Raw genomic sequence first — 26,295 nt, 5'->3', positions numbered from 1 at the left:
ATTTTTTATTTCTATTATTTATTCTTTTATCTAACCAACAATTTTTCCATCACATAATCTTCCATCAAGTACCCAAATTCTAGCTCTATATCTTCCTCGTCTACAATTTCAAAACCTATCTTCTTGTAGAAATGCTGTGCCTTGTTGTAACGGTTGACATTTAGTGAAAGCTTATCGGCGTGGTTCTCCAACGAAATCTTCTCTATCTCCTGGATCAAAAGCTTGCCCAATCCCCTTCCCTGCGTTTCCGGCAAAAGATAGATTTTATGGATGCGCGTGGTATTGGTTTCTTTATACAGATGCTCATAGGAAGCAAACCCCAGCACGGTATCGTCTTCCTTTACCAACAGAAAACGGTGTCCCTTTTCCATATAATTCTCGAGCAATGCCTCCTCAGAATAGAACGCACCCAGCATATATTCCAGTTGCTCCTGCGATAGAATAGCACCATAAGTATCCGGCCAGATGGCATAGGCCAAGGCTTTTATTGTTGGGAAATCGGATGGGGTTGCGGGGATGATGGTCATGGTTGTAGGTTTTGGGTTCTAGGTTATAAGTTGTAGGTTGTAGGTTGCAGTTGAAAACCTATAACTTACAACCTAAACTACTCTATCCGTGTATCGTCTCTGATTTTCCGTATTTTGCGATTACGGTTGCTTCGAATTCCAGCCATTCCCTCCAACGCTTTTCAACGTCAATTCCGTGGCCGTATTTTCTAGCGTATGTGATAAATGTGGTGTAATGTCCTGCTTCGCTCTCCATCAAATCCCAGTAGAATTTCGACAGTTCCTCGTCGTTGATATTTTCTGAAAGGACCTTGAAACGTTCACAACTTCTGGCTTCGATCATGGCCGAGAACAGCATTCTTTCTACAAATCCCGAAACACGGCTTCCCGTATTGCTTCGTTTCATGTATTGGGCCAGCTCGCCAACATATTCGTCTTTTCGTTCACGGCCTAATGTCAAACCGCGCTTCTTGATGATTTCGTGTACCATCTCGAAGTGCTCGATTTCTTCTTTGGCAAGCGCCAACATATCAGTCACTAAGTCTGGATATTCTGAATTGATGGTAATGATGGTAATGGCATTTGAAGCGGCCTTTTGTTCGCACCAAGCGTGATCAGTTAGGATTTCTTCTATATTTTTCTCTACAATATTCACCCATCTTGGGTCGGTTGGCAATTGAAGACGTAACATCATAATAGTAAAATTGAATGAGGGGCAAATTTACAAATTTCTGAAATAAGAAGGCGTTAATTGTTGTTGGTCTTTCTTAAAAGTTTACGAATCTTACTTTGCGTCTTAGCGCCTTTGCGAGAGAATATTGCTCGCAAAGGCACTAAGACGCAAAGTTTAAAAACCTACAAATTAATTACCCTTTCACACGGCTTTGTTCGCTTTCAGCTCCTGAACGTTCTTGTGATTTTGCTTGGAAGGCTTTTCCGAAAGAATACGTAAACGTCAAGGCTACAAAACGGCTGTCGGGTTTGTTTTTCCAAGTGGCATCGGTCAGTTTCAGGTTGTTGATGACACCGTTACGGATGCCCATGTAGAAGATGTCGTTTGCGTTTAGTCGTAACATTCCTCTATCACCAAATACTTTTCTTTGAATTCCAAGGTTGATGCTTGCCACTTCGCCCAGCGTAAATTGTGAAGAAGTCATTTCTGACGTATATCTGCCGCTCAACTCTGCCGACCAGTTTTTGTCGATCTTGAATCTGTTGTTTGAAGAAAAATGGAAGAACGTTCCTGAAGAATTCAATCCTTCGGTATATAATTCGCTATCGTATTGCATATAGGCTACTTCGGTATAAATACTGCTTGAAAACCATTTGGTCACATTAAAATCCGATTGTGTGCTCCAGCTCAGAAATTGGCTTTCGCCTATATTTCCCGGTCGGCTGTAATAGATGCCTTCTCTTATTTCGATGGTTTCATTGATGTCATCTTTCGATTTTCCGTAGGCCAATGTTGTACTGAAATTGCCTTTGTAACGGTAGGAAAGTTCCACATTATGTCCGAAAGATGGGTTCAGATAAGGGTTTCCAGAATAGAACGTAAACTTGTCCAGCGGACTCAAAAACGGATTCAAATCCTGATAATACGGACGACTGATGCGTTTTCCGTAGTTCATCACCAACTGATTGTCCCCTATCGAATCCAATTTATATTGCACATAAATCGTCGGGAAAAGATTGGTATAATCACGCTTGAACTGCGAAGCCGGTTTCATGATATTGCCCAATTGGTTTCCTTTGGAAATAGTGGTTTCGAGTCGCAATCCTGTTTGAAATGAAAATCGGTTGTAGCTTTTGTTGAAATTCACATACGCCGCATTGATGATTTCGTTGTAGCGGAAATGGTTGCTGGTGTCGTAGTTTGGTGTTTCGTTTCCACCCACAACATCTGCATAATCGGCCACATTATCGGTTTCCGAATGACTGATTTTATAACCTGCTTCCAGTAATCCTTCGTTCTTCAAAGGATGTGTATAATCGGTTTTGAAGGAATAAATTGAAATCTTGGATGGCAACTTCCCTACTAGTTCATCACTGTTGCTCAGGGTATTGTCCGGCTGGTAGATGTAATTCCTGAAACGTTGATCGGTTCTGTTAGAATAGGTCAAGAAATCGGCATCGGCGGTAAGCCTTTTGCCTTCATTAAAATCACGGCTGTAATTGAACGTTACACTACCATTTTTGAATTTATCTCTAGTGGAATTATCTGCAATAATAGTAGAATCAATTACAGAAGATGCATTCGTAAGCACGCTTCTAACATCTGAATTTCCTGAACCCGTACGCAAAAAACCGTTGACACTAATTCCCAAAGTTGTCTTTTCTGAAGCATAAAAATCCAAACCAATCTTGGCATTGGCATTCTTATTTTCATTCTCCATCAGACTGTTCTGGTCAAACAAGGTTTTGGTGCTTAAATCTTCGTTCTTATATCTTCTGAAGATGTACAAATCGGTAACCGCTTCTTGCTTTGCATAACTTACATTTCCGTATAGGCGGATCTTCCCATCGGTATAATTAAGGTTCAAACTGTTGCGGTTGACCATTCGTTTTCCTTGTGAAACACGGGTAGAAAAACTGCCGTTGAAGCCTCTTGCATTGCTTTTCTTGGTTTTGATGTTGATGATTCCTGCGCTTCCTGCCGCATCGTATTTTGCAGGCGGATTGGTCATAAACTCAATCTGGTTGAGCGTTGACGCCGGAAGTGATTTTAGGTAGGCTTCCAATTCGGCACCTGAAAGATACGTCGGCTTATCGTCGATAAAAACGGTAACACCGCTTTTCCCTTTGTAGGTAATGGTTCCGTTTTGGTCGATGATGATTCCTGGTGATTTTTCCAATACATCCATAGCATCCGAACCTGCGGCTGACATCATTGCATCGACATTTACAACCGTTCGGTCAATTTTATTTTCTACGAATGCCTTTTTCTTTTCGATGACTACTTCGTCCAACTTGTTGACTTCTTCTGTTTCCAACTGGATAAGCGGAAATACAACATTGTTTTGCTGGATGGCAATGGGTTGTGATTGATAAGTTTTGAATCCCAACTGATCGATCACTAGCAGATAGTTGTTATCGGCAAGATTGGTGAACTCAAAGTTTCCGTTTGCTTCGGGAAAAGTGGTTTTGACAAGGGAATTATCGGAAGCCGAAACCAGTGTGATGAGTACGATTTCTAATGGCTCATTATTAGAACTCTTGATTGTTCCCGTAATTTTCCCGTTGGTTTGTGCTTGCAGTGAGGAAGTAAAGAGTACTAAAAAGTACAGCAGTACCAGTTTGAATAGATGATGCATTGGATGTTCGTGATTTGATTGATGATTGATTTTTTTATGATTGCATTATTCGTTGATTAGTCGAATAATAAATGATTTAGTTACAGGCTACAAGATTAGAAATGTCATAGTTATAAACAATAGATATCTTGTCGGAAACAGGATGCTTACTTTGAACCTTTACCAAATATTTCTGCTTGAATCTTTTATGAACCGAGTCGGATTGAATTTTTCCATTAACCTCTAATTTGGTGTCTGAAAGACTAAAAGAAAGATTGATGGTTCCTGAGATAATTTTTTCTGAAGCCAAATCGACAATGATGTTTTGAGAAATTTTGTCGGGATCATCCCAAACCTTATCAGCCGTGATGACGATTCGTTCTCTTTCGGTCTTTTTATTATCGGTTACCGAAGTTTTCTCATAAGTGGTCACCGTTTTGCTGATGCTTCTTTTTGCATCTGCTTTTCTTATAGCTTCCTGCTTGTCTCTTTCAAAATCGGTTTCTTTTCTGTCTAGTTCTGCTTTCTGGCTTTTTAAATCTTCTTTTTGAGCCTCATCCATTTCAGAAATTCTTTTTGCTTCGGCTTCGGTCATTGCTGCTGGTTTTGGCGCCACCACATCACTGTATTCACTTCCATTAGTTGTGGTCGTGGTTACAGTTTTGGTTTCGGTAGTTTCAGAAACCTTCTTTACTTCTTGAATCTTATTCTTTGCATCAGAGGTTGTAGTAACTTCTTCTGAAGTGGTTCTCTCCGTTCTCTTTTCTTTAAAACTATTTTCAGAAGGATTCATTTTTGAATTACCAAAGGCCAACATCGTTATAATTACCGCACAAACAGCAATTGAAAGAAATGTCTTTTCAATGCCATTCAACGATTTTGTATCGTTGTTGATGATGCGCTTTGCACGATTCAGAAGATGATTTTTCTTTCCGCCAAAGCCCATAATCAATTCGTTGTTCTTCATATTGTATTCTTGAAATGAAATCAAGGCGTGGACGAATCTTGTCTTGCATTGCGTTACCGAAACGGCAATGTCATCACAGCAATTCTCCCTCTCCTCCTTAATGATAGATGAAACCCAAAGTACGCCCGGATTGAAGAAGAACACAATTTCGGCAAAGCTTTGAAGTAGGTTTACGAAATAATCTTTTCTTCTGATGTGTGCCAATTCGTGCAATAATATAGCTTCTACTTGGTCTTGTGGCAATTGCGAAAGCATTCCAATTGGCAATAAAATAATCGGTTTAAAAAATCCTGTTACAGAAGGCACTTTTACCAATTGTGATTCCAACAAGACAATATGCTTTTTGAGGTGAATAGTTTGACTTAGCGTTTTCAATCTTTCCTTCCAATAGTCGGAAACGGGTTGATTTCTATAATTTCTAATCTTATAAATATGACTCAAATTACTCGTAATACTGAAGGCTTTTATACAAAAAATGATGAACCAAATCAGTACAATCGTATTCGCATTTGCATTTAGAAAATCAATGACCAATACTGAAAGGTTGTTGGAAACAGTGCCATTCTCCACTTTCCAAACCGATTGCATATTTTCAATCGAAAAATTGAGTGACGTTACGCTTTCGGTATTTTCATTTTGGTATTCATAATTAAAGGTAAATCCTGCGGCTGCTATAAACGCAATAAATAAACCCGAAAGTAAATTATACCGCAAAAGAGAAGTTGCCTTTTTTGTCGTCAGAATAACAATTCCGGCCAAGAAAGCCAAAACAAATCCTTGCCAGATTGTGTGGACAAGCGTCCAAGAAATTGCTTTTAATAATGTGTCGCTGATCGTAAACATATTATTGAATTTAAGATGGATGATTATCTAATTTATCAAGCATTTTTCTGATTTCTTCGATTTCAGTTTTAGAAGTTTTTTTATTGCCCAGAAGTTGCATCATCAAACTGCTGCTTGAACCGTTGTACATCGTATCGACAAATTTTTCAAGCAGAAAGCCCTTGGTTTTTTTCTCTTCGATTGTTGGAGTATAAATGTGCTTCATACTTGATTTATCACTTTCAAGCATTCCTTTTTCGGTCATGATCTGCATCAATTTTAAGGTTGATGTATATTGGACGGCCCTTTTCTGTTCGTTCAACTGATCGTTTACAAAACGAACAGTCGATGGTCCAAACTGCCATAGGATTTGGAGGATTTCTAATTCGGATTTTGTAGGTTCGGATTGCATTGTACTTTTTATTTTATTTGAACAATTCAAAGGTAGGAAAAATTTCGTACGATTAGATTATTAGTTGTTAAAGTTTTCTAAAAATTAAGTTCATAAAAAAACCCGCAGTGATTGTGCGGGTTGATTTAATAAATTTGATTTGTATTAATCTTTTACAATTAAAAATTCAGAACGTCTATTTTGAGCATCTTGCTCTTCGGTACATGGCTTACAATTCACTTTTAACTCTGTAAATCCGAAACCTTTTCCAGAAATCCTATCCTTGCTAACTCCTTTAGAAATCACATATTGAACGGTGGATTGTGCTCTTTGATCTGATAATTTCAGATTGTAATCTGCTCCACCATTTGTGTCTGTATGCGCTTTTACAAAAATTTTCATCAAAGGATTTGTGTTCAAGACCTTTACTAATTTGTCCAATTCCTTTGCTCCTTGAGCAGTTATATTGCTTTTGTTGTATTCAAAATAAATATTATCCAACAATACTTCTCTATCAGTAACAACTACTTCAACCGGTTGCAAATCAAGTGAAACTGATATTTTCCCTGACTTGGTTTTTGCAATATTTGAAGTTGCGGGATCATAATCATTTTTTGAAGCTTGCAGAACATATTCTGTATTGCATTCTACTTTATATGAAACTTCTCCCGAAGCGTTACTTTGTTTTGTTGCGATCACGTTATTTTTGCTGTCCAAGATGGAAACTTTTGCATCTGCTAAAATCTTACCTGTTTTTTTGTCTTTCACAACGGCAACTGCTTCAACTCCACATACGGGAACAGCCAAGTAAATATTGTCTTTTCCTGTTCTATTGGATGAAAAATAACCAACATTTTTAGTCAAATTCAAACTGAAAGAGAAATCATCTTTCTCGGTATTGACAGGCTTCCCAAGGTTTAAAACCTCTGCATCTTTGTCGTTCAAATCCAATTTAAAAATATCCAAACCTCCTAAGCCTTGTCTTCCGCTAGAAGCAAAATAAAGAACATTGTCATCGGCTATGCAAGGAAATGTTTCTCTGCCTGAAGTGTTTACTTTTGACCCTAAGTTTTCTGGTTTTCCGTAGGAATTATTATTAATGCTGATTTTCCAGATATCAGTTTCGCCTTTACCTCCCGGCATATTAGAAGCAAAATACAAAGTCTTGCCATCTTTACTCAGACTCGGATTTCCTACTGAATATTTTGTACTATTGATGGGCAAAGCTTGAATGTTGGTCCAATTTCCATTCACTTTCGTTGCTTTGTAAATCCCTTGCTGCCCTACTTTCACATTGTTTTTGGTGTCTTTTTGATAAGAACCTTCGCTGTGGCTGTCGCGTGCAAAATAAATCGTATTTCCATCGGCACTCATTGTTAAAGGTCCGTCATGATAAGCCGTATTCAAATCACTAACAGCTTTTGGCTCAGATAAAGTTCCATCTTCGCTACGCGTCGATTGATAGATATCCAGATAAGGCTGGTCGATCCATTTGTCGGTTTTTTTGCCTGTATTTCTTGAACTTACAAAATACAAAGTATTGTCGTTTGACAATACAGCACCAAAATCGGCCTGATCTTTACTGTTGATTTTTGTATCAAACACATCAAACAATTTGTCGTTGCTTGTCAAGCTTGGAATATAATTTGGATTTGCCTTGTGGTCTTTTGCTCTTTTATCACTAGAAGCCATCGAGGCGAATTTGTCCATTTGCTTGTTTGCTTCAGAATATTTGCCCAATGTTCTCAAGGTTTGTGCATAACGGTAATAGGTTTCAGCATCCTGCTTGCTTTCAACTGCTTTAGAATACCATTTTGATGCCTCTTCCATATTGAAAACATTGTAGTAGCTGTCGGCCAATTGCTTATACACATAACCATCTGCTTTCTTGCTTTTCACTAACTTTAAATATTCCTCCGATGCATTTACATATTCATAGCCTTGGAATAATTTATCGGCTTTTTCGGTATTTTTATTTTGACTGTAGCCAGACAAAAAACTCAGCAACAGTCCTGCTGTTATAAATATTTTTTTCATTCTTGATATCGGTTTTTGGTTAATTATTGACGATAAGTTTTTCATTCCTACTCATACTCAATTAAGTCAGCATATAATTGGCTTTAGCTACAAATATATCGTTTTTGTTTCTTTTACAGATATTCTACTGATAATTTCGTAAACTGACACTAAAATCATAAAAAAAACCCATACGATTGTATGGGTTTAGACTTTATATAAAGGTATTTCTAGAACACGAAAATCGCTCTTTCGCCCATCATTTCGTTTACTTCATCGGCAACTTGTTCGATTATTTCTTCGTTAGTTGGATTCATCAAAACCCTGTCGATCATATCAACGATTGTTTCCATATCACTTTCAACTAAACCGCGTGTTGTGATGGCTGGAGTTCCGATACGGATTCCTGATGTCGTAAAAGGTGACTTGTCGTCAAAAGGAACCATATTCTTATTTACTGTAATTTCAGCTTTCACCAATGCGTTTTCAGCTTCCTTACCTGTAATGTTCTTGTTTCTCAAATCGATAAGCATCATGTGATTGTCTGTTCCTCCAGAAATAAGGTTGTAACCTCTTTTTATGAAGGCTTCTGCCATCGCTTTTGCATTTTTTTGCACTTGAAGTGAATAGGTGAAAAACTCATCTTTCAAGGCTTCTCCAAAAGCAACTGCCTTGGCGGCAATGATGTGCATCAATGGACCACCTTGATTTCCAGGGAAAACAGATAGGTCTAAAATAGAAGACATCATTCTGATTTCGCCTTTTGGTGTAGTCAATCCCCAAGGGTTTTCAAAATCTTTCCCCATCATGATCATTCCTCCTCTTGGTCCTCTCAATGTTTTGTGAGTAGTAGTTGTAACGATATGACAATGTGGAATTGGATCGTTCATCAATCCTTTTGCGATCAAACCAGCTGGATGCGAAATATCTGCCAATAAAAGAGCTCCAACGCTGTCTGCAATTTTACGGAAACGTTCAAAATCCATATCACGGCAGTAAGCTGATGCTCCTGCAATAATCATTTTTGGTTGCTCTTTTGTAGCAATTTCTTGGATTTTATCATAGTCGAATTGTCCAGTTTCTTTTTCAACACCATAAAAAACAGGCGTGTATAGTTTTCCTGAAAAATTTACCGGAGAACCGTGTGTCAAGTGACCACCGTGTGATAAATCAAAACCTAGAATCTTATCACCCGGTTTCAAACATGCGGCATAAACAGCTGTATTTGCCTGAGATCCTGAGTGTGGTTGCACGTTTACATATTCGGCACCAAACAATTCTTTTGCTCTATCGATAGCGATTTGTTCTACAACATCTACTACCTCGCAACCTCCGTAGTATCTTTTGCCTGGATAACCTTCGGCATATTTATTTGTAAGGCATGAACCTGCGGCTTCCATCACTTGGTCGCTCACAAAATTCTCTGAAGCAATAAGCTCCAATCCGTGTATTTGTCTGTCTTGTTCTTCAAGAATAAGGTCGAAAATTTGTTTGTCGTGTTGCATTTGATAATATTTCGTTAAAAGCTCAGCAAAAATACAAAAAGCGTTTGTTAAATTGACATATAATTATATATTTGATAACTCAATTTTCAACAAACTAACTAACATACAAAATGCCCATAACAGCTAACAATCCCCATAGAAAATCGTGGCTAGAAGTTCCTGAAAACAGCGATTTTCCCATACAAAATATTCCTTTTGGCGTATTCTTGACTAAAGATGATGTCATCACAATTGGAACCCGAATTGGCGATAACGCCATCGATTTAGGTGCTTTGCAACAGCTTAATTATTTCGAAGGAATTGATTTGACCGACGATATGTTTATGCAGGACACGCTAAACGATTTTATTTCCGATGGAAAGAAGACCTGGCGCTTGGTGAGAAACCGAATCGCAGATTTATTTGATGCAGAAAATGCAGAACTGAGAGACAATGCAGAACATAGAGACGTTATTGTTTTTAATATTGAGGATGTTGAAATGCAATTGCCTGTTTTGATTGGCGATTACACTGATTTCTATTCGAGCAAGGAACACGCTACGAACGTTGGAAAAATGTTCCGTGATCCAGAAAATGCCTTGTTGCCAAACTGGTTGCACATTCCTGTAGGCTACCACGGAAGAAGTTCTTCAATCGTTCCATCAGGGATTCCGGTTCATAGACCAATGGGACAAACCTTGCCGAATGGCGAAACGACTCCCGTTTTTGGGCCTTCAAGATTGATTGATTTTGAATTGGAAACGGCTTTTATTACAACTGATGCCAATATAATGGGCGAGAATATTCCGGTTCACGAAGCGGAAGACTATATTTTCGGTATGGTATTATTGAACGACTGGAGCGCGAGAGACATCCAGAAATGGGAATACGTGCCACTTGGACCGTTTTTGGCGAAAAACTTTGCTTCGTCTATCTCTCCTTGGATTGTTACGATGGATGCCTTGGAACCTTTTAGAACAAAAGGACCGAAACAAGACCCAACGCCACTTCCCTATTTGCAACAAAAAGGAAAACATGCTTTTGATATCAACCTAGAGGTTTCAATCGAACCAGAAAACGGAGAAGAAACAGTTGTGAGCCGTTCTAATTTTAAATATATGTATTGGTCGATGAGCCAGCAATTAGCACACCATACTTCAAACGGATGCCGTGTAAACTCTGGTGACATGATGGGCTCTGGAACTATTTCTGGACCAACCGAAGACAGTTTCGGTTCGATGCTTGAATTGACCTGGGGCGGAAAAAATCCTATCAAGATGAAAGACGGTACTGAACGTAAATTCATCAATGATGGAGATTCCGTGAGGATGAGAGGATATTGTATCAACTCTGATGTGAGAATTGGTTTTGGAGAAGTTTGCAGTAAACTGCTTCCTCCATTTACAAGAAAATAATTTTATTAGAATATTAAAAAAAGCCTGACTCTCAACAGTCAGGCTTTTTTAATTAGAGTTGTTTGATCCAAAGATAAAGATCTTCATCGGAGGGAATATCCAGTCGCTTTCTGAGTCTATTTTTCCTGCTCTGGATGGTTCTGATAGATTTAAAAGTATAAGCGGCAATGTCTTTTGTTTGAAAATCAAGATAGATGTAGGCACAAAGCGTAAATTCGCTTAACTGCAGGTCTGGGTTTATCTCTAATAATTTTTGTTGAATATTGGGATAGGTTTCTTGAAAACGGCTGTAGAAACTTGGATGATTTTGACGTGCGAGCTCCAGCAAACTTTCAAATGCAGGATTGATCTTCTTTTGAACAGACTGTAACTCATTGTCTTTTTCGGTTAAGAGACTTTCTGACTTTGCAATTATAGATTTCTTTCTTTTTTCATTTCTCACATATATGTATACTGTTGCTCCAAGGATAATCACCGCAAATACTATCGAACCCCATAACTTAAGTTGAAGATTGGTTATCTTTTCTTGGCTTTCTTTTTTCTCATCTTTGATAATGTTGTTTACCGTATGTCCGACCTCTTTTGCGTAGGCGGCATTTATACTGTCCAGGAGTGTGCTATAAAGTTTTAGGTATTTGGCTGACTCACCTGTATTTCCTAGTAATTGATAGCATTCTGACATTTGCAATAACGATTCTGATCTTGAATTTACATCCTTTACTTGCTTTTCATATTTTAAAGCCTGCTCATAATATTCAATTGCTTTTGCATATTGCTTGTTCAATCGGTAATAATGTCCCCACTTATTATGTACCAATATCGATTCAAAAGGTTCGGGATGTATTTTTAATAATTTGTCTGCTACTTGAAGATAATGACGGGCAGAATCGAGATTTACATCATGTTTCAAATAATAGTGTGCCAATGAAGATGCATCATATGTATTCTCTTCGATCTTCATTGCTTTGTGTAAATATATTTTTGCAGAATCTGGAACATTGATGCCAAAATAGGCTGATGCTTGATTTTCGTAGGAATAAAGCAATTGTGTTTCCCGGTCGTATTTGTCTTTTATAGAGTGGGCAAATTCTTCTGCTAATTTGAATTGCTTTATGGCCTGGTGGGGTGCTACTTTTTGATCGTTGTAGTTCTTTCCAATTTCATTTGCCACTAAGGATTTCAACTCATAATCGTTGATGATGTTTGCTTTTTCCCTAGCGAGGTTCAAGTAGTCGAGGCTTTCCTTATATCTCCCTAAATTTCCAAGGGAATTTCCCAATCCTTTATAGCCCCACCCTATTCCGCGGATGTACTTTTTTTGTTCTGAAAGAGCAATTATTTTTTTATTCAAGATGATACACTCCTCGAATTTGCCTTCCTTTCTAAGCCTTGAGTTCTCATACGTAATCAGAGAATCGATATGGGCTTTTGAAACTTGTGCATATCCAAAAATTGAAACTAAGATGCAAAAAAACAAATGTAATAATCTCATCCTAATGGACTCTTTCTGAGTAAAATTAATAATCTGACTTAAATTTATAAAACCTCCAAGGGGTATTTTGAAAGTTTTTATTTCCAAAAATACATTTTTTTGAAATAGTAACATACTTTATTAGGATGTAGTTTCCTTGTTATGTTTTAAATATATGCTTTTGAATACAAAGTGTGATTTTTAAAATGGTATATGGATTTTTTAAAATTGTCGATACAATTTCTAAAGTTGTCGGAGCGAATTCAAAAGTTGTCGGAGGAAATTCAAAAGTTGTCGGAGGGATTTCAAAAGTTGTCGGAGGGATTTCAAAGATTGTCGGAGTTAATTCAAAAGTTGTCGGAGCCTATTCAAAGGTTGTCGGAGGGTTTTCAAAGGTTGTCGGAGTGAATTCAAAAGTTGTCGGAGCCTATTCAAAGGTTTCCGGAGCGAATTCAAAGGTTGTCGGAGTGAATTCAAAAGTTGTCGGAGGGTTTCAAAGGTTGTCAGAGGGTTTCAAAGGTTGTCAGAGGGTTTTCAAAGGTTGTCGCATTAATAACCACCCCGCCCTTCGGGCACCGCTCAATAGGAGGGGAATTTGAGCTACTTGTGTTATCGTTTTTTGTTTTTATGCTTTTGGAAATGATAAGTAGTTTTCAGGGATGATTGGAGTGGAGATTGGTAAAAAGCCTGAACTTATTTTGTGGCACTATTGTTGAATTGTGTCCCGAAAGCCCTAGCCCGGATGGTCCCGAAGTTTCGGGAGAAATCCTTTTATTTTTTTTCTTTAAAAAAATAAAAGATTGCAACGGACAGCCGGACACGAGCTTTTTGCGACTGGCGCAGCAAATAGCTCCTTAAAAAAATTATATTTGCTAAAATTTTCCAAAAATGAAAAAAACTACCCTACTCTTATTATTACTGCTGGTTGCCATGGCTTGTGGCGTGAAGCAAACGCAAAGCATGGTTGCTTCGGGCGATTATGATGCCGCGATTGCAAAGGCGGTTGAAGGACTGAGAAACAACAAGGACAAAAAAGGAAAGCAGGACTATGTGTATTTGCTGGAGGAGGCTTTTGCGAAGGCGAAGGACCGCGATTTGAGAAGTATTTCGATGCTGGTTAAAGATGCGAATCCGAGGAATTTTGAAGAGGTTTTTAATACGTATGTTCAGTTGAACAAGCGTCAGGAAAGGATTCGTCCGCTTCTTCCGTTGAAACTTTTGAAGGAAGGGCGTGATGCGAAATTTCCTTTTGATGATTATACGGATCAGATTATTGACAGCAAGAATGCGCTTTCAAGGTATTTGTATGACAATGCGAAGGGGCTTTTGGGTACAAGAGACAAGGTGAATTTTCGTCGTGCTTATGATGATTTGGTTTACCTGGATCAGTTGACTCCAAATTATAAGGATGTGCGAAAATTGATGGACGATGCGAAGTTTAAAGGGACTGATTTTGTGCACGTTTATACTAAGAATGAAACGAAGATTATTATTCCTGTTGATTTGCAAACGGCGCTTTTGGATTTCAGCACGTATGGTTTGAATGATAAATGGACGGTTTACCATAGCAACAAGCAAAAAAACACGACGTATGATTATGCGATGTTGGTGAATTTCCGTCAGATTAATATTTCTCCTGAGCAGATAAAGGAGCGCGAGTTTGTGAATGAAAGGGAGATTGTGGATGGCAAAAAGAAACTGCTGGACGCGCGTGGAAGGGTTGTTAAGGACAGTTTAGGAAAAGATGTTATGGTGGATAATATCAAGATTGTAAAAATAAAGATCAATGAATTCCGTCAGTTTAAGTCGGCCCAAGTGGTGGCAAAAGTGGATTACCTGGATTTGAAAACCAATCAACTGATGCAGACCTTCCCTATCTCGAGTGAGTTTGTTTTTGAGAATATTTATGCGAAATACAGGGGCGACTTGAGGGCTATTGAGAAGGAATATCAACCTTATTTTAGAAACCGACCTGTTCCATTTCCTTCAAACGAACAAATGGTTTATGATACGGGCGAAGACTTGAAGGCGAAGCTGAAGAATATAATTGTTCAGAATAAATTCAGGAAATAAATAAGAAATCCGAAGTTTGAAGCTTCGGATTTTTTGTTTTTATGCACTTGTTTGTGGTTGCATTTCTGAAATTTTTTGTGTGGAAAAAACTGGATCGTTTGTTTTCCAATGCAGGTTAATCCAATACAAAACAAGGAAAGTCGCGGTATGGAACAATCCGAGCAAACCGATTGCATAATAAGGGATTCCGAATATCTTATACTCTGAATGATAAGTCCAAACGCCCATCTGTACGGTTACAATTTCGCCTACTGTTGGCAGTAATGTGGAGGCAAAAATGGTCAGGATGATTTTGTTTTGGAGTGATTTTAGTTTTAATGTTCTGATGTAAAATATTTCAAAACTGTAAAGGAATGAAAAGGCCAATCCCCATGCGAAAGGCAACCAATAGGGAAACTCGCGACCGTTTGAAAGATCGTGATAGGTCCAGAGACCGCTTTGGATTCCCCAAGTTTCGGCCAAAACACCTCCCAATGCTGAAATTACAAAGCCTAAAAAGTAAAGTTTATAATTGCCTGCTTTCTTTTTACGTAGGTAGACCAATCCTGTGAAAGCCGCCAAAATGAACATCACTATAAGGTCCTGGCTGTGGAGAACGGAGATGACTACTCCTGCAATGGACAGGATTATGAGTCTTTTTAACGTAAAAAGGAAAAGCTTTTGGAACATAAACTATGATTAGCGGTCGCCAAAAATAGTACTTTTTTGTTTTGGAGCTTCTTTTTTAGGTTAATTACTGACTAGAGCATCTAATCTTCCTGCTTCGATGTCCTGATGGGAAGCGTTGTAGATGGCGTTACCGTTTTTTATTAAAATTACTTGAGGTGATTGGTGCTGGACTCCAAATCGGTCGGCGATTTCATTTGAAATATCACGGTACATCAATAAATCCAAGAAATATGGCTTGATTGATCCTTCCAAATTGAACTCACTTTCAAACTGCTTTAGCGCAAACCTGCTGATGCTGCATCGGGTGCTGTGCTTGAAAATCAAAATCGGATTTCCGTTTGATTCTTCGGTAATTTCGTCCAACTGTTTAATATCTGTTAAAGCATTCCAATCCATATTTGAAGATGCATTATCTTTATTATCGTCTTTCCCAAAAAAATTGAATAAACTCATTTTGTCGTTTTTTAGGACATTTTGTCTGTGTAATTTGATTAAAAACTACTGAATTACAGACAATTTGTCAGTTTTTACTGATTGGAATATAATTTGAAATTCCCTTATCAAATTTAGAGAATCAAAATCTTTAAAGCGTTAAACTTAAAATAAAAATATGAACATAAATAATTTTACAATCAAATCGCAAGAGGCTTTACAGCAGGCACAATTGCTTGCCCAAAGCTTCGGGCAACAGCAAATTGAGAACGAACATTTGCTGAAAGCCATCTTTGAGGTGGACGAAAATGTTGCACCTTATTTATTGAAGAAACTGAATGTTAACGTGGATCTGTTCCAACAAATTTTGGACAGCCTCATTCAGGGGTTTCCAAAAGTTTCTGGCGGAACTATTACACTTTCGCGTGACGCTAATTCGGCCTTGAACGAAGCCGAAATCATTGCGAAGAAAATGAACGACGAATTTGTTTCAATCGAACATCTCATCCTTGCCATTTTTGGTTCGAGAAGCAAGGTTGCGCAGGTTTTGAAAGACCAAGGCGTTACCGAAAAAGGATTGAAAGCCGCCATTGAAGAATTGCGCAAAGGCGAAAGGGTAACTTCCAAATCGGCCGAGGAGAACTATAATTCCTTGAACAAATATGCGAAGAACCTCAATGATTTGGCTCGAAATGGAAAGCTGGATCCCGTTATTGGTCGTGATGAAGAAATCCGCCGTGTGTTGCAAATCTTAACCCGAAGAACCAAAAACAATCCGATGCTGGTCGGTGAACCAGGAGTTGGAAAAACCGCCATTGCAGAAGGCTTGGCACACCGAATTGTTGACGGTGACGTTCCTGATAATTTAAAAGACAAAGTGGTTTATTCTTTGGATATGGGAGCCTTAATCGCTGGCGCAAAATACAAGGGTGAGTTTGAGGAACGTTTGAAATCTGTAGTAAAAGAAGTGACTTCTGCCGAAGGTGATATTGTGCTTTTTATTGATGAAATACATACTCTTGTTGGTGCCGGTGGCGGTGATGGCGCAATGGATGCTGCAAACATTTTGAAACCCGCTTTGGCGCGTGGAGAATTGAGAGCCATCGGGGCGACGACACTTGATGAATATCAGAAATATTTTGAAAAAGACAAGGCGCTTGAGCGACGATTCCAGAAAGTAATCGTGGACGAACCGGATACGGAAAGTGCGATTTCAATTTTACGTGGAATCAAAGAAAAATACGAGACACATCATAAAGTCCGAATCAAAGACGATGCTATTATTGCTGCAGTTGAGTTATCACAGCGTTATATTACAAGCCGTTTCCTACCGGACAAGGCTATTGATTTGATGGACGAGGCTGCCTCAAAACTTCGTATGGAAATCAACTCAAAACCAGAAGAATTGGACGTCTTGGATCGAAAAATCATGCAATTGGAGATTGAAATTGAAGCCATCAAGCGTGAAAATGACGAGAGCAAGCTGAAGATTCTAGGGATTGATTTGGCCAATATGAAGGAGGATCGAAATGAAATCTATGCCAAATGGAAATCGGAGAAAGATGTTGTGGACAATATCCAAGCCATCAAAACAGACATTGAAAACCTGAAATTTGATGCAGAACGAGCAGAACGTGATGGCGATTACGGTAAGGTGGCCGAAATCCGTTACGGAAAAATCAAGGAAGCACAGGAGAAACTGGATGCTTTTCAAAAGGAATTGCAGGAAAATCAAAGCGGTAATTCACTTATAAAAGAAGAAGTAACCCGTGAAGATATTGCCGAAGTGGTTGCCAAATGGACCGGAATTCCGGTTATGAAAATGCTTCAGGGCGAAAGGGAAAAACTCTTGAAACTTGAAGACGAATTGCACCACCGCGTTGTGGGTCAGGAAGAAGCAATACAAGCCATCAGTGATGCCGTGAGAAGAAGCCGTGCCGGTTTGCAGGATATGAAAAAACCTGTTGGGACTTTCCTTTTCCTGGGAACTACCGGAGTTGGAAAGACTGAATTGGCCAAAGCCTTGGCGGAATATCTGTTTGATGATGAAAATGCAATGACTCGAATTGACATGAGCGAATACCAAGAACGCCACAGTGTGAGCCGTTTGGTTGGTGCGCCTCCGGGATATGTGGGATATGATGAAGGCGGACAATTGACAGAAGCCGTGAGAAGGAAACCCTATTCGGTTATTTTATTGGATGAGATCGAAAAGGCGCATCCCGATACCTTTAATATCTTGTTGCAGGTTTTAGACGAAGGACGATTGACGGACAACAAGGGAAGATTGGCGGATTTCAAGAATACGATCATCATTATGACTTCGAATATGGGGAGCCAGATTATTCAGGAAAAATTTGAAAATCTGAAAGGTGGCGTTGAAGCCGCAACCGAAGCGGCAAAAACCGAAGTTTTAGGATTGTTGAAACAGACGGTTCGTCCTGAATTCATCAATAGAATTGACGAGATTGTAATGTTTACACCTTTGAGCGGGGATAATATTCGTCAGATCGTGGGATTGCAATTGAAATCGGTTAGCAAAATGCTCTTGCAGCAAGGTATCACGATGGATGCCACTCCAGAGGCAATTGATTATTTGGCCGATAAGGGATATGATTCGCAATTTGGTGCACGACCTGTGAAACGTGTAATTCAAAGAGAAGTTTTGAATCAGCTGTCGAAAGAAATTTTGGGTGGCAGCATCAAAACTGATAGTATTATTTTGATTGATGCTTTTGACGGAAAATTGGTTTTCAGAAACCAGTAAGATACGTTTTGGTTGGTTTTTTAGTTGAAAACCGGAGCACTTTTTATAAAGTCTCCGGTTTTTTTATTTTTAAATTCCCTTTAGAACGTCAATCAAGGCATCGATGTCTTCGGTTGAATTGAAATGGCTGAAGGAAATTCTGAGGGAAGGTTTCTTGATATCTTCATCGTTTAGAATCTCAGCCAAAACGTGAGAAGGCTTTAAACTCCCCGATTGGCAGGCGCTTCCCCTGGAAACTGCAATTCCTTTCATATCCAGATTGAACAAAATCATAGAAGTTTTTGCTTCTGAAAAAGGCATGCAAACGTTAAGGATATTGTAGAATGTTTTTTCCTGATTTCCGTTGATTTTCAACCCTTCAAAATTGTCCTTCAATTGCTTGATGGTATAATTTTTTAAATTCAGGATATGGCTTTTTTCTTCCTCCAATAAATCATAAGAAATTTCGAGCGCTTTGGTCATCCCGACGATGTTATGAAGTGATTCTGTTCCCGGACGAAGGCCTTTTTCCTGTTCTCCGCCATAGAATAAAGGATGTAACAAAAGTCCTTTTCTTATGAAGGCAAAACCGACGCCTTTAGGTCCGTGGAATTTATGGGCACTTGCCACTATAAAATCGACTGGTATTTGTTGTAGATCGATAGTTGTTTTTCCTATCGATTGTACCGTATCCGAATGAAAATAGGCCTGATGTTGCTTGCATATTTTCCCAATTTCTTCAATGTCCAAAATACTGCCAATTTCGTTGTTGACGTGCATTAAGGAAACAAGCGTTGGAACATTATCCGAAAGCAATTCAACCAAATGATTGATATCTGCAGTTCCATCTGGTTTTATTTTCACATAATCAACCTTAATACTGTAGGTTGAAGCTAGAATTTCGATGGTGTGTAAAACGGCGTGGTGCTCTATTTTTGAGGTAATGATTCGCTGTACTTTTAAATCTGTAACGGCACTTTTGAGAATCCAGTTATTGGCTTCGGTAGCACCGGATGTAAAGATAATTTCCTGAGAAGTGGCATTGAATAACTTTGCGATTGTTTTTCTGGAAAGCTCTAAAATACTTTTGGAACTTCTCCCGAAACTATGTGTTGAGGATGGATTTCCATAATCCTCTGACATTATTTTGACCATTTCATTGATTACTTCTGGTCGGATTTGTGTGGTTGCGGCGTTGTCTAGGTAAACTTTTTTCATGGTTGCAAATTTAATGCATTTTTTAGTTTGGTGATTTCTTATGGCTGTTAAAACGAATTAAAAATAGAATTGGTGTATTTTTATTTCACTTTTTTTAGGTTTGTGATTTCATTATGATACCGCTGTTATGAATTGTATTATTTTTATTTACTTTTGCGTAAAATAGTATCACTAATGAAAAGATTTTTAGGTTTCCTTGTTTTGTCAATTTTCCTTGTAGGTTGTGATGATGGCGATATGCAAGAAGTTTCATTTGAGTTTAATGAAACTGCTGCAGCTCCTTGTAATAGCACTACAGGAAGCTTTTTTATTTATAAAACTACAGACCAAAGAGCCTTAATTCTAAAGCTGTCAGAAAATAATTTTACCAATAGCGTTACTACTGATAGCTTGGAAATTGGATATATAGGTTTAGAAATTGGCGCTACAAATCAATTAATTTACAGGACTTATAATGACAATGTTACCGCAACAAGCCTATGCCCTCTCTCGGGAGTTCCTGCTTCCTATCCGGTTGTAACAGAAGAACGAATTGCAGCTGGAGGTAAAATGTTTATTAGAACTACCGTTATAAAATCTGAGGAAAATCCCGAAGGCGCTACCAACATTACGCAATACCTGCATACTATTTCATTTTCTGATATTACTTTTAATACACCTGATGGGAACCAAAGAAATGAATCGTTACCTACTGTAACATACAGGACAGAGGCTCCAAGATTTTTATTTGACAATTTGGGCAGCATAAAAGAATGTACAGATAATGGTCATAAACTACTTTTCAGATATGCAAATGACCAGTCAATGTCGCTCCAATTAAGTGAAGCAGATGCCGCTTATTTATTTTCCAATGATATTTCAGCTCCAAAAGTTCGGTATTTGAATGCTGAAAATATTTTAACCTACCGCTTTTTTTCAAGAGCAAACATAAATCCGCTGACAGAGGCTTATTTTTGTAGTACAACCCAGCCTGATCTTCCTGCCATTAAACATTTATGGGCAGCAAATAGTAGTGTAGATGAAAATACAGGAAAAATAGAAGTTGTAACTGAGCAGACAGACGACAATCTTTACAAACATACCATCACATTGAAAAATGTGACAATGGCCAGGAATTCTCAAAATTTTAAACTTAGAAGAGATTTTATTTTTGGATCAATCGAGACTACTGTTCCTTAATTATTTTTGCTGTTTGATGTAAACTTCCGTGGCGCCAAGTCCGTATTTTTGGTAATTGGCATCTTGGAAAGCAACATTGTCATATCTTCCTAACAGAAAATCTAGTTCAGCTTTTAAAACACCCTCGCCTACTCCGTGGATGAAAACAATCTTCGGGATACGGTTTTTGATGGCAAACTCTATGTGGCGTTGGGCAGTTTCGGTTTGCAAAGTAAGAATGTCATAATTGTTCATTCCTCTGAAATTCTTCACCAGTTTTTCGATGTGCAGGTCAAATTCTGGCACACCTGCCTCGCTTTTTGGTTTCTTTTCTTTTACGAAACTTCTAGGTCTTGGTATTTCTTTTTCTTTTAGGATCTGTGTCAGATTTGGAGCAATATTGATATTTAAATCATTTCCTCCTATTTTGATGAGCTCTCTAGCTTCGAATGTTAGGTCAAAACCATCCGTCGTTTCAATAGTAACCTTATCGCCTTTTACAGACAAAACTACACCATCGATTGCATCGTCTAGAACCGTTACCTTATCTCCTTTATAAAACATTATTTTGGTCTTTATCGTTATTTTTATGGGGTATTTTTGTATTGAGTTTCATGAGTCCGAACATCAAAACTACTATCGATGCGGCAGTGATATAAATATTTGGATTGTCCTTGCTTTGTTCATAAAACAGAACAAAACCTGACACAAAAAGGATAGGAATAAGTAGTTTCTTCATTATCATAAAATTGGATTCCAAAAGTAAAGAACTTTGAAATAATAAACTTTAAAAACAAAAAAGTTTATTTTTATTTTGTAAAATTGCAGTAAAAGAAAGCATTTTGGAGTTAGAAGATTATATGATCCCCTGCATGAACAAGCAACTTTTCGGAATAGATTGTCCGGGTTGTGGAATGCAACGATCACTGGCTTTAATCTTTAGAGGTGAATTTACGGAAGCTTTTTTTATGTTTCCTGCCATCTATACTTTGATTGCTTTTTTTGGTATTGTAGCCTTACATTTTTTAGACAAAAAAAGAAATTACCATAAAATAATCATTACACTCGGGATTCTTAACGGATTAATTATGATTATTTCTTACATTTATAAAATCTTAAACCAATAATAACTAAATAACTATTTTTAAAATCATGGAAAAACAAAAATTACCTAATGCGATTGCCGTTTTAATACTTGGAATTCTTTCTATTCCTGGATGTTGCTTTTACGGAATAGGTCTTGTATTTGGAATCATCGCTCTGGTTTTGGCCAAAAAAGACACAGCTCTTTACAATTCTAATCCTGATGGATATGACAACTACGGAAACGTAAAAACAGGAAAAATTTTAGCTATTATTGGAATTGTATTGAATGTAATTGGTATCCTTTGTATTGTTGCTGCTGTAGCGATGTTTGGATGGGAAGCCTTGAACAATCAAGAATTATTGCAACAAAGAATCATGGAAATGCAAGGGCAATAGGCTGATCAACATATTTGATAAAGTCATTTTTGCTTTATTTCAAAAACCATTTATATTGTTTAAAAGCAATATAAATGGTTTTTTTTTATTCTAATACATTCAAATAGATCTAATTAAACCGATGATAAAAACATCCAACTACAACGTTTTTGTTGATAACCTTATGAAATTATTATCAAAATGTAAATTAATCTTTACTCCTATTTTCTGAAATTTGTTTTTAGAAAATTTACACCATAAAATAGGATGAAAAAACACAATTACAGTGCAGGTCCATGCATCTTGCCTCAGGAAGTCTTCGAAAAATCAGCAGAGGCGGTTTTAAATTTCAATAATTCTGGTTTGTCCATTTTGGAGATTTCGCACAGGAGCAAGGATTTTGTTGCCGTAATGGAAGAAGCTAGGGCTTTGGCTTTGGAGCTTTTAGGTCTTGAAGGCAAAGGTTATCAGGCTCTATTTCTGCAAGGCGGTGCAAGCATGGAATTTTTGAGAGTTCCGTATAATTTATTGAAGGAAAACGGAAAAGCATCTTATTTGGATACCGGAACTTGGGCTTCTGGAGCAATCAAGGAAGCGAAAGCTTTTGGTGAAACAGTGGTTGTGGCATCTTCTAAGGAACAAAATTACAATCATATTCCGAAAGGTTTTGAAATTCCGAGTGATGCCGATTATTTTCACTGTACTTCAAACAATACTATTTTTGGAACACAAATGAAATCATTTCCAACGACGGATATTCCATTGGTCTGTGACATGAGTTCAGATATATTTTCCCGCCAACTGGATTTTTCTAAATTTGATTTGATTTATGCGGGAGCTCAGAAAAATATGGGTCCTGCTGGAGTTACTTTGGTGGTTGTAAAAGAAGAACTGCTCGGAAAAACAGGAAGAAGCATTCCAAGTATTTTGGATTACGAAAAGCACATCAAGGCCGAAAGCATGTACAACACTCCGGCAGTTTTTGCAGTTTATACTTCGTTGCTGACGATGCAATGGCTGAAAAATCAAGGCGGAATTCCAGCAATTGAAAACATTAATGAGGCAAAAGCCAAATTATTATATGCAGAAATCGACCGAAATCCTTTGTTTGAAGGAACAGCTGTGGCAGAAGACCGCTCGAATATGAATGCAACTTTTCTATTGAAGGATGAATCTCATGCGGAAATTTTTGACAAGATGTGGAAAGAAGCTGGAATTTCTGGACTTCCAGGTCATCGTTCTGTTGGTGGTTACAGAGCGTCGATGTACAATGCTTTGCCATTGGAAAGCGTTCAGGTTTTGGTAGATGTCATGAAGGAATTGGAAGTTAGGACTGCTTAGACTTCTTAGAATCTTAGACTTCTTAGATTACGATTTCTTTGAATTTAGAATTTGAGAAAATAGTTCTTTATAAAGATTAAAGCACAATCTGGGTTTTAGCCCCGATTGTAGTGGAAAGCCTCGCAGGCAAAAAGCCTATTTTTTCTTGGCAAAAAAGAGCTACTCCCGAAACTTCGGGAGAAGCTCCTTTTTTGACTTAGAAAAAAAGGTTTTTGACAAGAGCTTGGAACGGAAAGCGGGAATAGCTCCTTAAAAAAACAATATCAATTGCAAAAATCAATTTCAATTGTAATAAAAAATAATTTTTTAAATAGAAATAAATGAAAGTTTTAGCCAACGATGGGATTTCAAAAAGTGGAATCAAGGCTTTGGAAAGTGCCGGTTTTGAGGTAATTACCACAAAAGTGGCGCAGGAACAAGTTGCTAATTATATCAATAACAATGATGTTTCGGTGCTTTTGGTGAGAAGTGCAACGAAAGTTCGCCAGGACATTATTGACAATTGCCCGGGATTGAAAATCATCGGCCGAGGTGGTGTCGGGATGGATAATATTGATGTGGATTATGCACGAGCAAACGGAAAACACGTGATCAATACTCCGGCTTCGTCGTCTGAATCGGTGGCGGAATTGGTTTTTGCACATTTGTTTTCGGGTGTTCGATTTTTGCACGATTCCAATAGAAATATGCCTTTGGAAGGCGATTCTAATTTTGAGGGTTTGAAAAAAGCCTACGCTAACGGAATTGAATTAAGAGGAAAAACCCTTGGTATCATTGGTTTTGGAAGAATTGGCCAAGCGGTTGCAAAAATTGCTTTGGGTCTTGGAATGCGCGTTATTGCAGCGGATAAATTTTTGGGCAAGGCCGAAATTAAAGTCGATTTCTATAACGGTCAGTTTATAAACGTAGAAATTTTGACCGAACCTATGAATGACTTATTAAAGCATTCGGATTTTATCACGCTTCACGTTCCGGCTCAGGATGGTGGTTATGTGATTGACACGGCAGAATTTGAATTGATGAAGGACAATGTTGGAATCATCAATGCTTCTCGCGGCGGTGTGATCAATGAAGTGGCACTCATTGAGGCTTTGGACAGCGAAAAAGTTTTGTTTGCAGGATTGGATGTTTTTGAAGAGGAACCTACACCTGCCGTTCAGGTTTTGATGCATCCAAAAGTTTCGTTGACACCGCATATTGGAGCTGCAACTTTGGAAGCTCAGGACAGAATTGGGACAGAATTGGCGGAACAAATCATCAGCTTGTTGAAAGTGGAAATTTAATTTTTTTATATCACTTTTTTGCATAGTTTTGTTAAAATCAAAAACAAAAAAATATGCTAGAACAATTATCAGATTTAGTGAAGCAGTTCGGAAACGAAGCTGTTGTGAACAATAAAGCAGTTCCGAATGAGTTAAACGAAGGCGTTATGGATGAGGCAAGTACCTCCATCTTCTCAGGCCTTCAAAAGATTATTTCAGAAGGCGGAGCCGATAAAATTGGTGAATTATTTAACGGCAACAACGCAGGTTCATCGTCAAATCCTGTGGTGCAACAATTAACAGAACAATTATCTGGGAATTTAGGTCAGAAATTTGGTTTGAGCAGCAGTGATGCTTCTGGAGTTGCAGGAAGTTTGATTCCAAAGGTTTTAGGTTCGCTAATTGGAAAAGCCAAAAACCCAAACGATAAGAGTTTTGAAATTTCAGATATTGTGAATTCACTTTCTGGCGGTGCTGGAAATTCGGCCGTGATGGATGCCATCCAAAAATATGGCGGACAATTTGGCCTTGACCAAAATAACGACGGAAAAGTAGATATGGGCGATGCCATGGAAGCCTTGAACAAAAAAGGCGGACTGGGAGGTTTGCTCGGGAAGTTTTTTGGTAAATAATTCAATTCAAAATATAGCAGAAAGCCGGACATTACGTTCGGCTTTTTTTTTGTTAAATCGATGATAATCAAATGGACACTAAAAATTATAATTTGTAATTTTAGTAAAAATTCAAAATCATGAAAAATTTTATCTCCTTTATAATCGTCAGTCTGTTCATCATAAGTTGCTCTTCAACAAAAAATACTTCCATGAATCAAGGTGTTACTTCGGCTGCTAAGAATGATACGGTAAGAATCGCAAACGATGAGCTGGAATATGAAATAATTATCATTGATCCGGGATTCAGCAGTTGGCTTGTTTCAAGAGCACAACCACGTAATTTTCATTCACAAAATTATATGGAAACAAGAAATAGAACGTGGGTTACCAATTGGAACATCAACGTAAATTCAAGCATCCGAAACAGGGATTTATTCGAAATGACCATCAATTATGACAATCATATTGATTATGGCTATGAAGTGAATTATTTGCTTTTTAATTATCTAACCTATTTTCAATTGACCAATAATATTCAACTGGGAGGTTTTCCTGCTCGGATATAATATTGTATTTTTACCGATATTTATTTGGTATGAATAAACTTAAACAACGCTGGGGAATTTCTTCCAATTTTGATCTTGTCATTATCTTTATCGTCTTCGCTATAAACGGTTCGTTATCGGCCAAAATCTCTTCCTTCTTGATGGGATTGATTGGCATCACTTACGAAAACACTCATTGGTTTATTTACTATTTTATCCTCTTTGTTTTGGTTTTGCCATTGTATCCATTCATGCTGATGGGTTTTGGCTATCTTTTCGGACAGTCGAAGTTTTTCTTCCCATTTGGAAAAAGAATGATTAGAAGTATGCGATTGGGGTTTCTTTTACCGAAAGAAAAACAACAATAAAAAACCGCAAATTCGCAAATTAATTGAGAATAAAAATTTGCGAATT

The 26,295-nt window shown here is 37.9% G+C and carries 25 protein-coding genes; 12 read left to right on the top strand and 13 right to left on the bottom strand.

The annotated features are described in order from the left end of the window. Nucleotides 1-26: 26 nt before the first annotated feature. The 7 genes from ACI6PS_RS00880 to glyA form a co-directional block, all read right to left on the bottom strand. Complete coding sequence (locus tag ACI6PS_RS00880; protein WP_421010651.1) at nt 27-527, bottom strand: GNAT family N-acetyltransferase; 501 nt, start codon at nt 525-527, stop codon at nt 27-29. 82 nt (nt 528-609) lie between these two features. Further along, the gene (locus ACI6PS_RS00875; RefSeq protein WP_421010867.1) at nt 610-1,197 is read right to left on the bottom strand and encodes a tRNA-(ms[2]io[6]A)-hydroxylase; all 588 of its coding nucleotides are present in this window, start codon (nt 1,195-1,197) and stop codon (nt 610-612) included. Between the two features lie 175 nt (nt 1,198-1,372). Further along, nucleotides 1,373-3,817, bottom strand: coding sequence for a TonB-dependent receptor domain-containing protein (locus ACI6PS_RS00870; protein WP_421010650.1), 2,445 nt, complete (start codon nt 3,815-3,817; stop codon nt 1,373-1,375). Between the two features lie 76 nt (nt 3,818-3,893). Beyond that, the gene (locus ACI6PS_RS00865) at nt 3,894-5,606 is read right to left on the bottom strand and encodes a M56 family metallopeptidase (protein WP_421010649.1); all 1,713 of its coding nucleotides are present in this window, start codon (nt 5,604-5,606) and stop codon (nt 3,894-3,896) included. Nucleotides 5,607-5,616: 10 nt separating this feature from the next. Next, nucleotides 5,617-5,997, bottom strand: a complete 381-nt coding sequence (locus ACI6PS_RS00860) for a BlaI/MecI/CopY family transcriptional regulator (protein WP_421010648.1) — start codon at nt 5,995-5,997, stop codon at nt 5,617-5,619. Nucleotides 5,998-6,141: 144 nt separating this feature from the next. After that, entirely contained in the window at nt 6,142-8,013 is a 1,872-nt protein-coding gene (locus tag ACI6PS_RS00855; RefSeq protein WP_421010647.1) for an OmpA family protein, read from the bottom strand. Between the two features lie 209 nt (nt 8,014-8,222). Beyond that, entirely contained in the window at nt 8,223-9,497 is a 1,275-nt protein-coding gene (gene glyA / locus ACI6PS_RS00850; protein WP_421010646.1) for a serine hydroxymethyltransferase, read from the bottom strand. A gap of 110 nt (nt 9,498-9,607) precedes the next feature. Between glyA and fahA the strand changes: the two genes are divergently transcribed. Then, entirely contained in the window at nt 9,608-10,891 is a 1,284-nt protein-coding gene (fahA, locus tag ACI6PS_RS00845) for a fumarylacetoacetase (protein ID WP_421010645.1), read from the top strand. A gap of 52 nt (nt 10,892-10,943) precedes the next feature. Here fahA and ACI6PS_RS00840 read toward each other — a convergent pair whose 3' ends face one another. After that, entirely contained in the window at nt 10,944-12,383 is a 1,440-nt protein-coding gene (locus ACI6PS_RS00840) for a tetratricopeptide repeat protein (protein WP_421010644.1), read from the bottom strand. 185 nt (nt 12,384-12,568) lie between these two features. On the opposite strand from ACI6PS_RS00840, the gene ACI6PS_RS00835 reads away from it, so the two are divergent. Together ACI6PS_RS00835 and ACI6PS_RS00830 are read left to right on the top strand one after the other, a co-directional pair. Then, nucleotides 12,569-12,961 (top strand): hypothetical protein, encoded by a 393-nt coding sequence (locus ACI6PS_RS00835; RefSeq protein ID WP_421010643.1) that lies wholly within the window; start codon nt 12,569-12,571, stop codon nt 12,959-12,961. A 289-nt stretch (nt 12,962-13,250) separates the two neighbouring features. After that, entirely contained in the window at nt 13,251-14,435 is a 1,185-nt protein-coding gene (locus ACI6PS_RS00830; protein ID WP_421010642.1) for a hypothetical protein, read from the top strand. Between the two features lie 39 nt (nt 14,436-14,474). On the opposite strand, the gene ACI6PS_RS00825 is transcribed toward ACI6PS_RS00830, so the two are convergent. Together ACI6PS_RS00825 and ytxJ are read right to left on the bottom strand one after the other, a co-directional pair. Next, on the bottom strand, nt 14,475-15,104 hold the full coding sequence (locus ACI6PS_RS00825) for a hypothetical protein (protein WP_421010641.1): 630 nt from the start codon (nt 15,102-15,104) through the stop codon (nt 14,475-14,477). 60 nt (nt 15,105-15,164) lie between these two features. Beyond that, a complete protein-coding gene (gene ytxJ, locus ACI6PS_RS00820) occupies nt 15,165-15,557 on the bottom strand; it encodes a bacillithiol system redox-active protein YtxJ (protein ID WP_421010640.1) in 393 nt (130 codons plus the stop codon). A 157-nt stretch (nt 15,558-15,714) separates the two neighbouring features. Here ytxJ and clpB point away from each other — a divergent pair, with 157 nt between their 5' ends. Beyond that, a complete protein-coding gene (gene clpB, locus ACI6PS_RS00815) occupies nt 15,715-18,303 on the top strand; it encodes an ATP-dependent chaperone ClpB (RefSeq protein ID WP_421010639.1) in 2,589 nt (862 codons plus the stop codon). Between the two features lie 69 nt (nt 18,304-18,372). Here the strand turns inward: clpB and ACI6PS_RS00810 are convergent, their stop codons facing one another. Continuing rightward, nucleotides 18,373-19,500, bottom strand: coding sequence for a cysteine desulfurase family protein (locus ACI6PS_RS00810; RefSeq protein WP_421010638.1), 1,128 nt, complete (start codon nt 19,498-19,500; stop codon nt 18,373-18,375). A 174-nt stretch (nt 19,501-19,674) separates the two neighbouring features. Here ACI6PS_RS00810 and ACI6PS_RS00805 point away from each other — a divergent pair, with 174 nt between their 5' ends. Beyond that, entirely contained in the window at nt 19,675-20,679 is a 1,005-nt protein-coding gene (locus ACI6PS_RS00805; protein ID WP_421010637.1) for a hypothetical protein, read from the top strand. On the opposite strand, the gene ACI6PS_RS00800 is transcribed toward ACI6PS_RS00805, so the two are convergent. Both ACI6PS_RS00800 and ACI6PS_RS00795 read right to left on the bottom strand, forming a co-directional pair. Next, nucleotides 20,680-21,222: a Smr/MutS family protein gene (locus ACI6PS_RS00800; RefSeq protein ID WP_421010636.1), complete on the bottom strand. Its 543-nt coding sequence runs from the start codon at nt 21,220-21,222 to the stop codon at nt 20,680-20,682. Next, nucleotides 21,212-21,397 (bottom strand): hypothetical protein, encoded by a 186-nt coding sequence (locus ACI6PS_RS00795; RefSeq protein ID WP_421010635.1) that lies wholly within the window; start codon nt 21,395-21,397, stop codon nt 21,212-21,214. Before ACI6PS_RS00795 ends, ACI6PS_RS00800 begins: the two co-directional genes overlap by 11 nt. Before the next feature lie 121 nt (nt 21,398-21,518). Between ACI6PS_RS00795 and ACI6PS_RS00790 the strand changes: the two genes are divergently transcribed. The 7 genes from ACI6PS_RS00790 to ACI6PS_RS00760 all read left to right on the top strand — a co-directional run bounded on the left by ACI6PS_RS00790 (nt 21,519) and on the right by ACI6PS_RS00760 (nt 26,249). Beyond that, nucleotides 21,519-21,785 (top strand): DUF2752 domain-containing protein, encoded by a 267-nt coding sequence (locus ACI6PS_RS00790; RefSeq protein WP_421010866.1) that lies wholly within the window; start codon nt 21,519-21,521, stop codon nt 21,783-21,785. 25 nt (nt 21,786-21,810) lie between these two features. Then, nucleotides 21,811-22,140 carry a CCC motif membrane protein gene (locus ACI6PS_RS00785; protein WP_421010634.1) on the top strand — a complete coding sequence of 110 codons (330 nt, stop codon included), beginning with the start codon at nt 21,811-21,813 and terminating at the stop codon, nt 22,138-22,140. Between the two features lie 246 nt (nt 22,141-22,386). Next, the gene (serC, locus tag ACI6PS_RS00780; RefSeq protein WP_421010633.1) at nt 22,387-23,460 is read left to right on the top strand and encodes a 3-phosphoserine/phosphohydroxythreonine transaminase; all 1,074 of its coding nucleotides are present in this window, start codon (nt 22,387-22,389) and stop codon (nt 23,458-23,460) included. A 320-nt stretch (nt 23,461-23,780) separates the two neighbouring features. Beyond that, nucleotides 23,781-24,743: a D-2-hydroxyacid dehydrogenase gene (locus ACI6PS_RS00775; RefSeq protein ID WP_421010632.1), complete on the top strand. Its 963-nt coding sequence runs from the start codon at nt 23,781-23,783 to the stop codon at nt 24,741-24,743. Between the two features lie 53 nt (nt 24,744-24,796). Then, nucleotides 24,797-25,354 (top strand): hypothetical protein, encoded by a 558-nt coding sequence (locus tag ACI6PS_RS00770; protein ID WP_421010631.1) that lies wholly within the window; start codon nt 24,797-24,799, stop codon nt 25,352-25,354. 119 nt (nt 25,355-25,473) lie between these two features. Next, entirely contained in the window at nt 25,474-25,902 is a 429-nt protein-coding gene (locus tag ACI6PS_RS00765) for a DUF6146 family protein (protein WP_421010630.1), read from the top strand. 29 nt (nt 25,903-25,931) lie between these two features. Beyond that, nucleotides 25,932-26,249: a DUF6787 family protein gene (locus tag ACI6PS_RS00760; RefSeq protein ID WP_421010629.1), complete on the top strand. Its 318-nt coding sequence runs from the start codon at nt 25,932-25,934 to the stop codon at nt 26,247-26,249. Nucleotides 26,250-26,295: the final 46 nt, after the last annotated feature.

The organism is Flavobacterium sp. PLA-1-15, assembly GCF_049060005.1.
Lineage (GTDB): Bacteria > Bacteroidota > Bacteroidia > Flavobacteriales > Flavobacteriaceae > Flavobacterium.
Note: the sequence above shows the minus strand (reverse complement) of the source record. Positions and strands in the feature narration are given on the sequence as shown.

What these genes read in the sequence shown, in the direction of transcription:
- ACI6PS_RS00880 (WP_421010651.1), bottom strand. Translation starts at nt 527, where the DNA reads ATGACCATCATCCCCGCAACCCCATCCGATTTCCCAACAATAAAAGCC.
- ACI6PS_RS00875 (WP_421010867.1), bottom strand. Translation starts at nt 1,197, where the DNA reads ATGTTACGTCTTCAATTGCCAACCGACCCAAGATGGGTGAATATTGTA.
- ACI6PS_RS00870 (WP_421010650.1), bottom strand. Translation starts at nt 3,817, where the DNA reads ATGCATCATCTATTCAAACTGGTACTGCTGTACTTTTTAGTACTCTTT.
- ACI6PS_RS00865 (WP_421010649.1), bottom strand. Translation starts at nt 5,606, where the DNA reads ATGTTTACGATCAGCGACACATTATTAAAAGCAATTTCTTGGACGCTT.
- ACI6PS_RS00860 (WP_421010648.1), bottom strand. Translation starts at nt 5,997, where the DNA reads ATGCAATCCGAACCTACAAAATCCGAATTAGAAATCCTCCAAATCCTA.
- ACI6PS_RS00855 (WP_421010647.1), bottom strand. Translation starts at nt 8,013, where the DNA reads ATGAAAAAAATATTTATAACAGCAGGACTGTTGCTGAGTTTTTTGTCT.
- glyA (WP_421010646.1), bottom strand. Translation starts at nt 9,497, where the DNA reads ATGCAACACGACAAACAAATTTTCGACCTTATTCTTGAAGAACAAGAC.
- fahA (WP_421010645.1), top strand. Translation starts at nt 9,608, where the DNA reads ATGCCCATAACAGCTAACAATCCCCATAGAAAATCGTGGCTAGAAGTT.
- ACI6PS_RS00840 (WP_421010644.1), bottom strand. Translation starts at nt 12,383, where the DNA reads ATGAGATTATTACATTTGTTTTTTTGCATCTTAGTTTCAATTTTTGGA.
- ACI6PS_RS00835 (WP_421010643.1), top strand. Translation starts at nt 12,569, where the DNA reads ATGGTATATGGATTTTTTAAAATTGTCGATACAATTTCTAAAGTTGTC.
- ACI6PS_RS00830 (WP_421010642.1), top strand. Translation starts at nt 13,251, where the DNA reads ATGAAAAAAACTACCCTACTCTTATTATTACTGCTGGTTGCCATGGCT.
- ACI6PS_RS00825 (WP_421010641.1), bottom strand. Translation starts at nt 15,104, where the DNA reads ATGTTCCAAAAGCTTTTCCTTTTTACGTTAAAAAGACTCATAATCCTG.
- ytxJ (WP_421010640.1), bottom strand. Translation starts at nt 15,557, where the DNA reads ATGAGTTTATTCAATTTTTTTGGGAAAGACGATAATAAAGATAATGCA.
- clpB (WP_421010639.1), top strand. Translation starts at nt 15,715, where the DNA reads ATGAACATAAATAATTTTACAATCAAATCGCAAGAGGCTTTACAGCAG.
- ACI6PS_RS00810 (WP_421010638.1), bottom strand. Translation starts at nt 19,500, where the DNA reads ATGAAAAAAGTTTACCTAGACAACGCCGCAACCACACAAATCCGACCA.
- ACI6PS_RS00805 (WP_421010637.1), top strand. Translation starts at nt 19,675, where the DNA reads ATGAAAAGATTTTTAGGTTTCCTTGTTTTGTCAATTTTCCTTGTAGGT.
- ACI6PS_RS00800 (WP_421010636.1), bottom strand. Translation starts at nt 21,222, where the DNA reads ATGTTTTATAAAGGAGATAAGGTAACGGTTCTAGACGATGCAATCGAT.
- ACI6PS_RS00795 (WP_421010635.1), bottom strand. Translation starts at nt 21,397, where the DNA reads ATGAAGAAACTACTTATTCCTATCCTTTTTGTGTCAGGTTTTGTTCTG.
- ACI6PS_RS00790 (WP_421010866.1), top strand. Translation starts at nt 21,519, where the DNA reads ATGATCCCCTGCATGAACAAGCAACTTTTCGGAATAGATTGTCCGGGT.
- ACI6PS_RS00785 (WP_421010634.1), top strand. Translation starts at nt 21,811, where the DNA reads ATGGAAAAACAAAAATTACCTAATGCGATTGCCGTTTTAATACTTGGA.
- serC (WP_421010633.1), top strand. Translation starts at nt 22,387, where the DNA reads ATGAAAAAACACAATTACAGTGCAGGTCCATGCATCTTGCCTCAGGAA.
- ACI6PS_RS00775 (WP_421010632.1), top strand. Translation starts at nt 23,781, where the DNA reads ATGAAAGTTTTAGCCAACGATGGGATTTCAAAAAGTGGAATCAAGGCT.
- ACI6PS_RS00770 (WP_421010631.1), top strand. Translation starts at nt 24,797, where the DNA reads ATGCTAGAACAATTATCAGATTTAGTGAAGCAGTTCGGAAACGAAGCT.
- ACI6PS_RS00765 (WP_421010630.1), top strand. Translation starts at nt 25,474, where the DNA reads ATGAAAAATTTTATCTCCTTTATAATCGTCAGTCTGTTCATCATAAGT.
- ACI6PS_RS00760 (WP_421010629.1), top strand. Translation starts at nt 25,932, where the DNA reads ATGAATAAACTTAAACAACGCTGGGGAATTTCTTCCAATTTTGATCTT.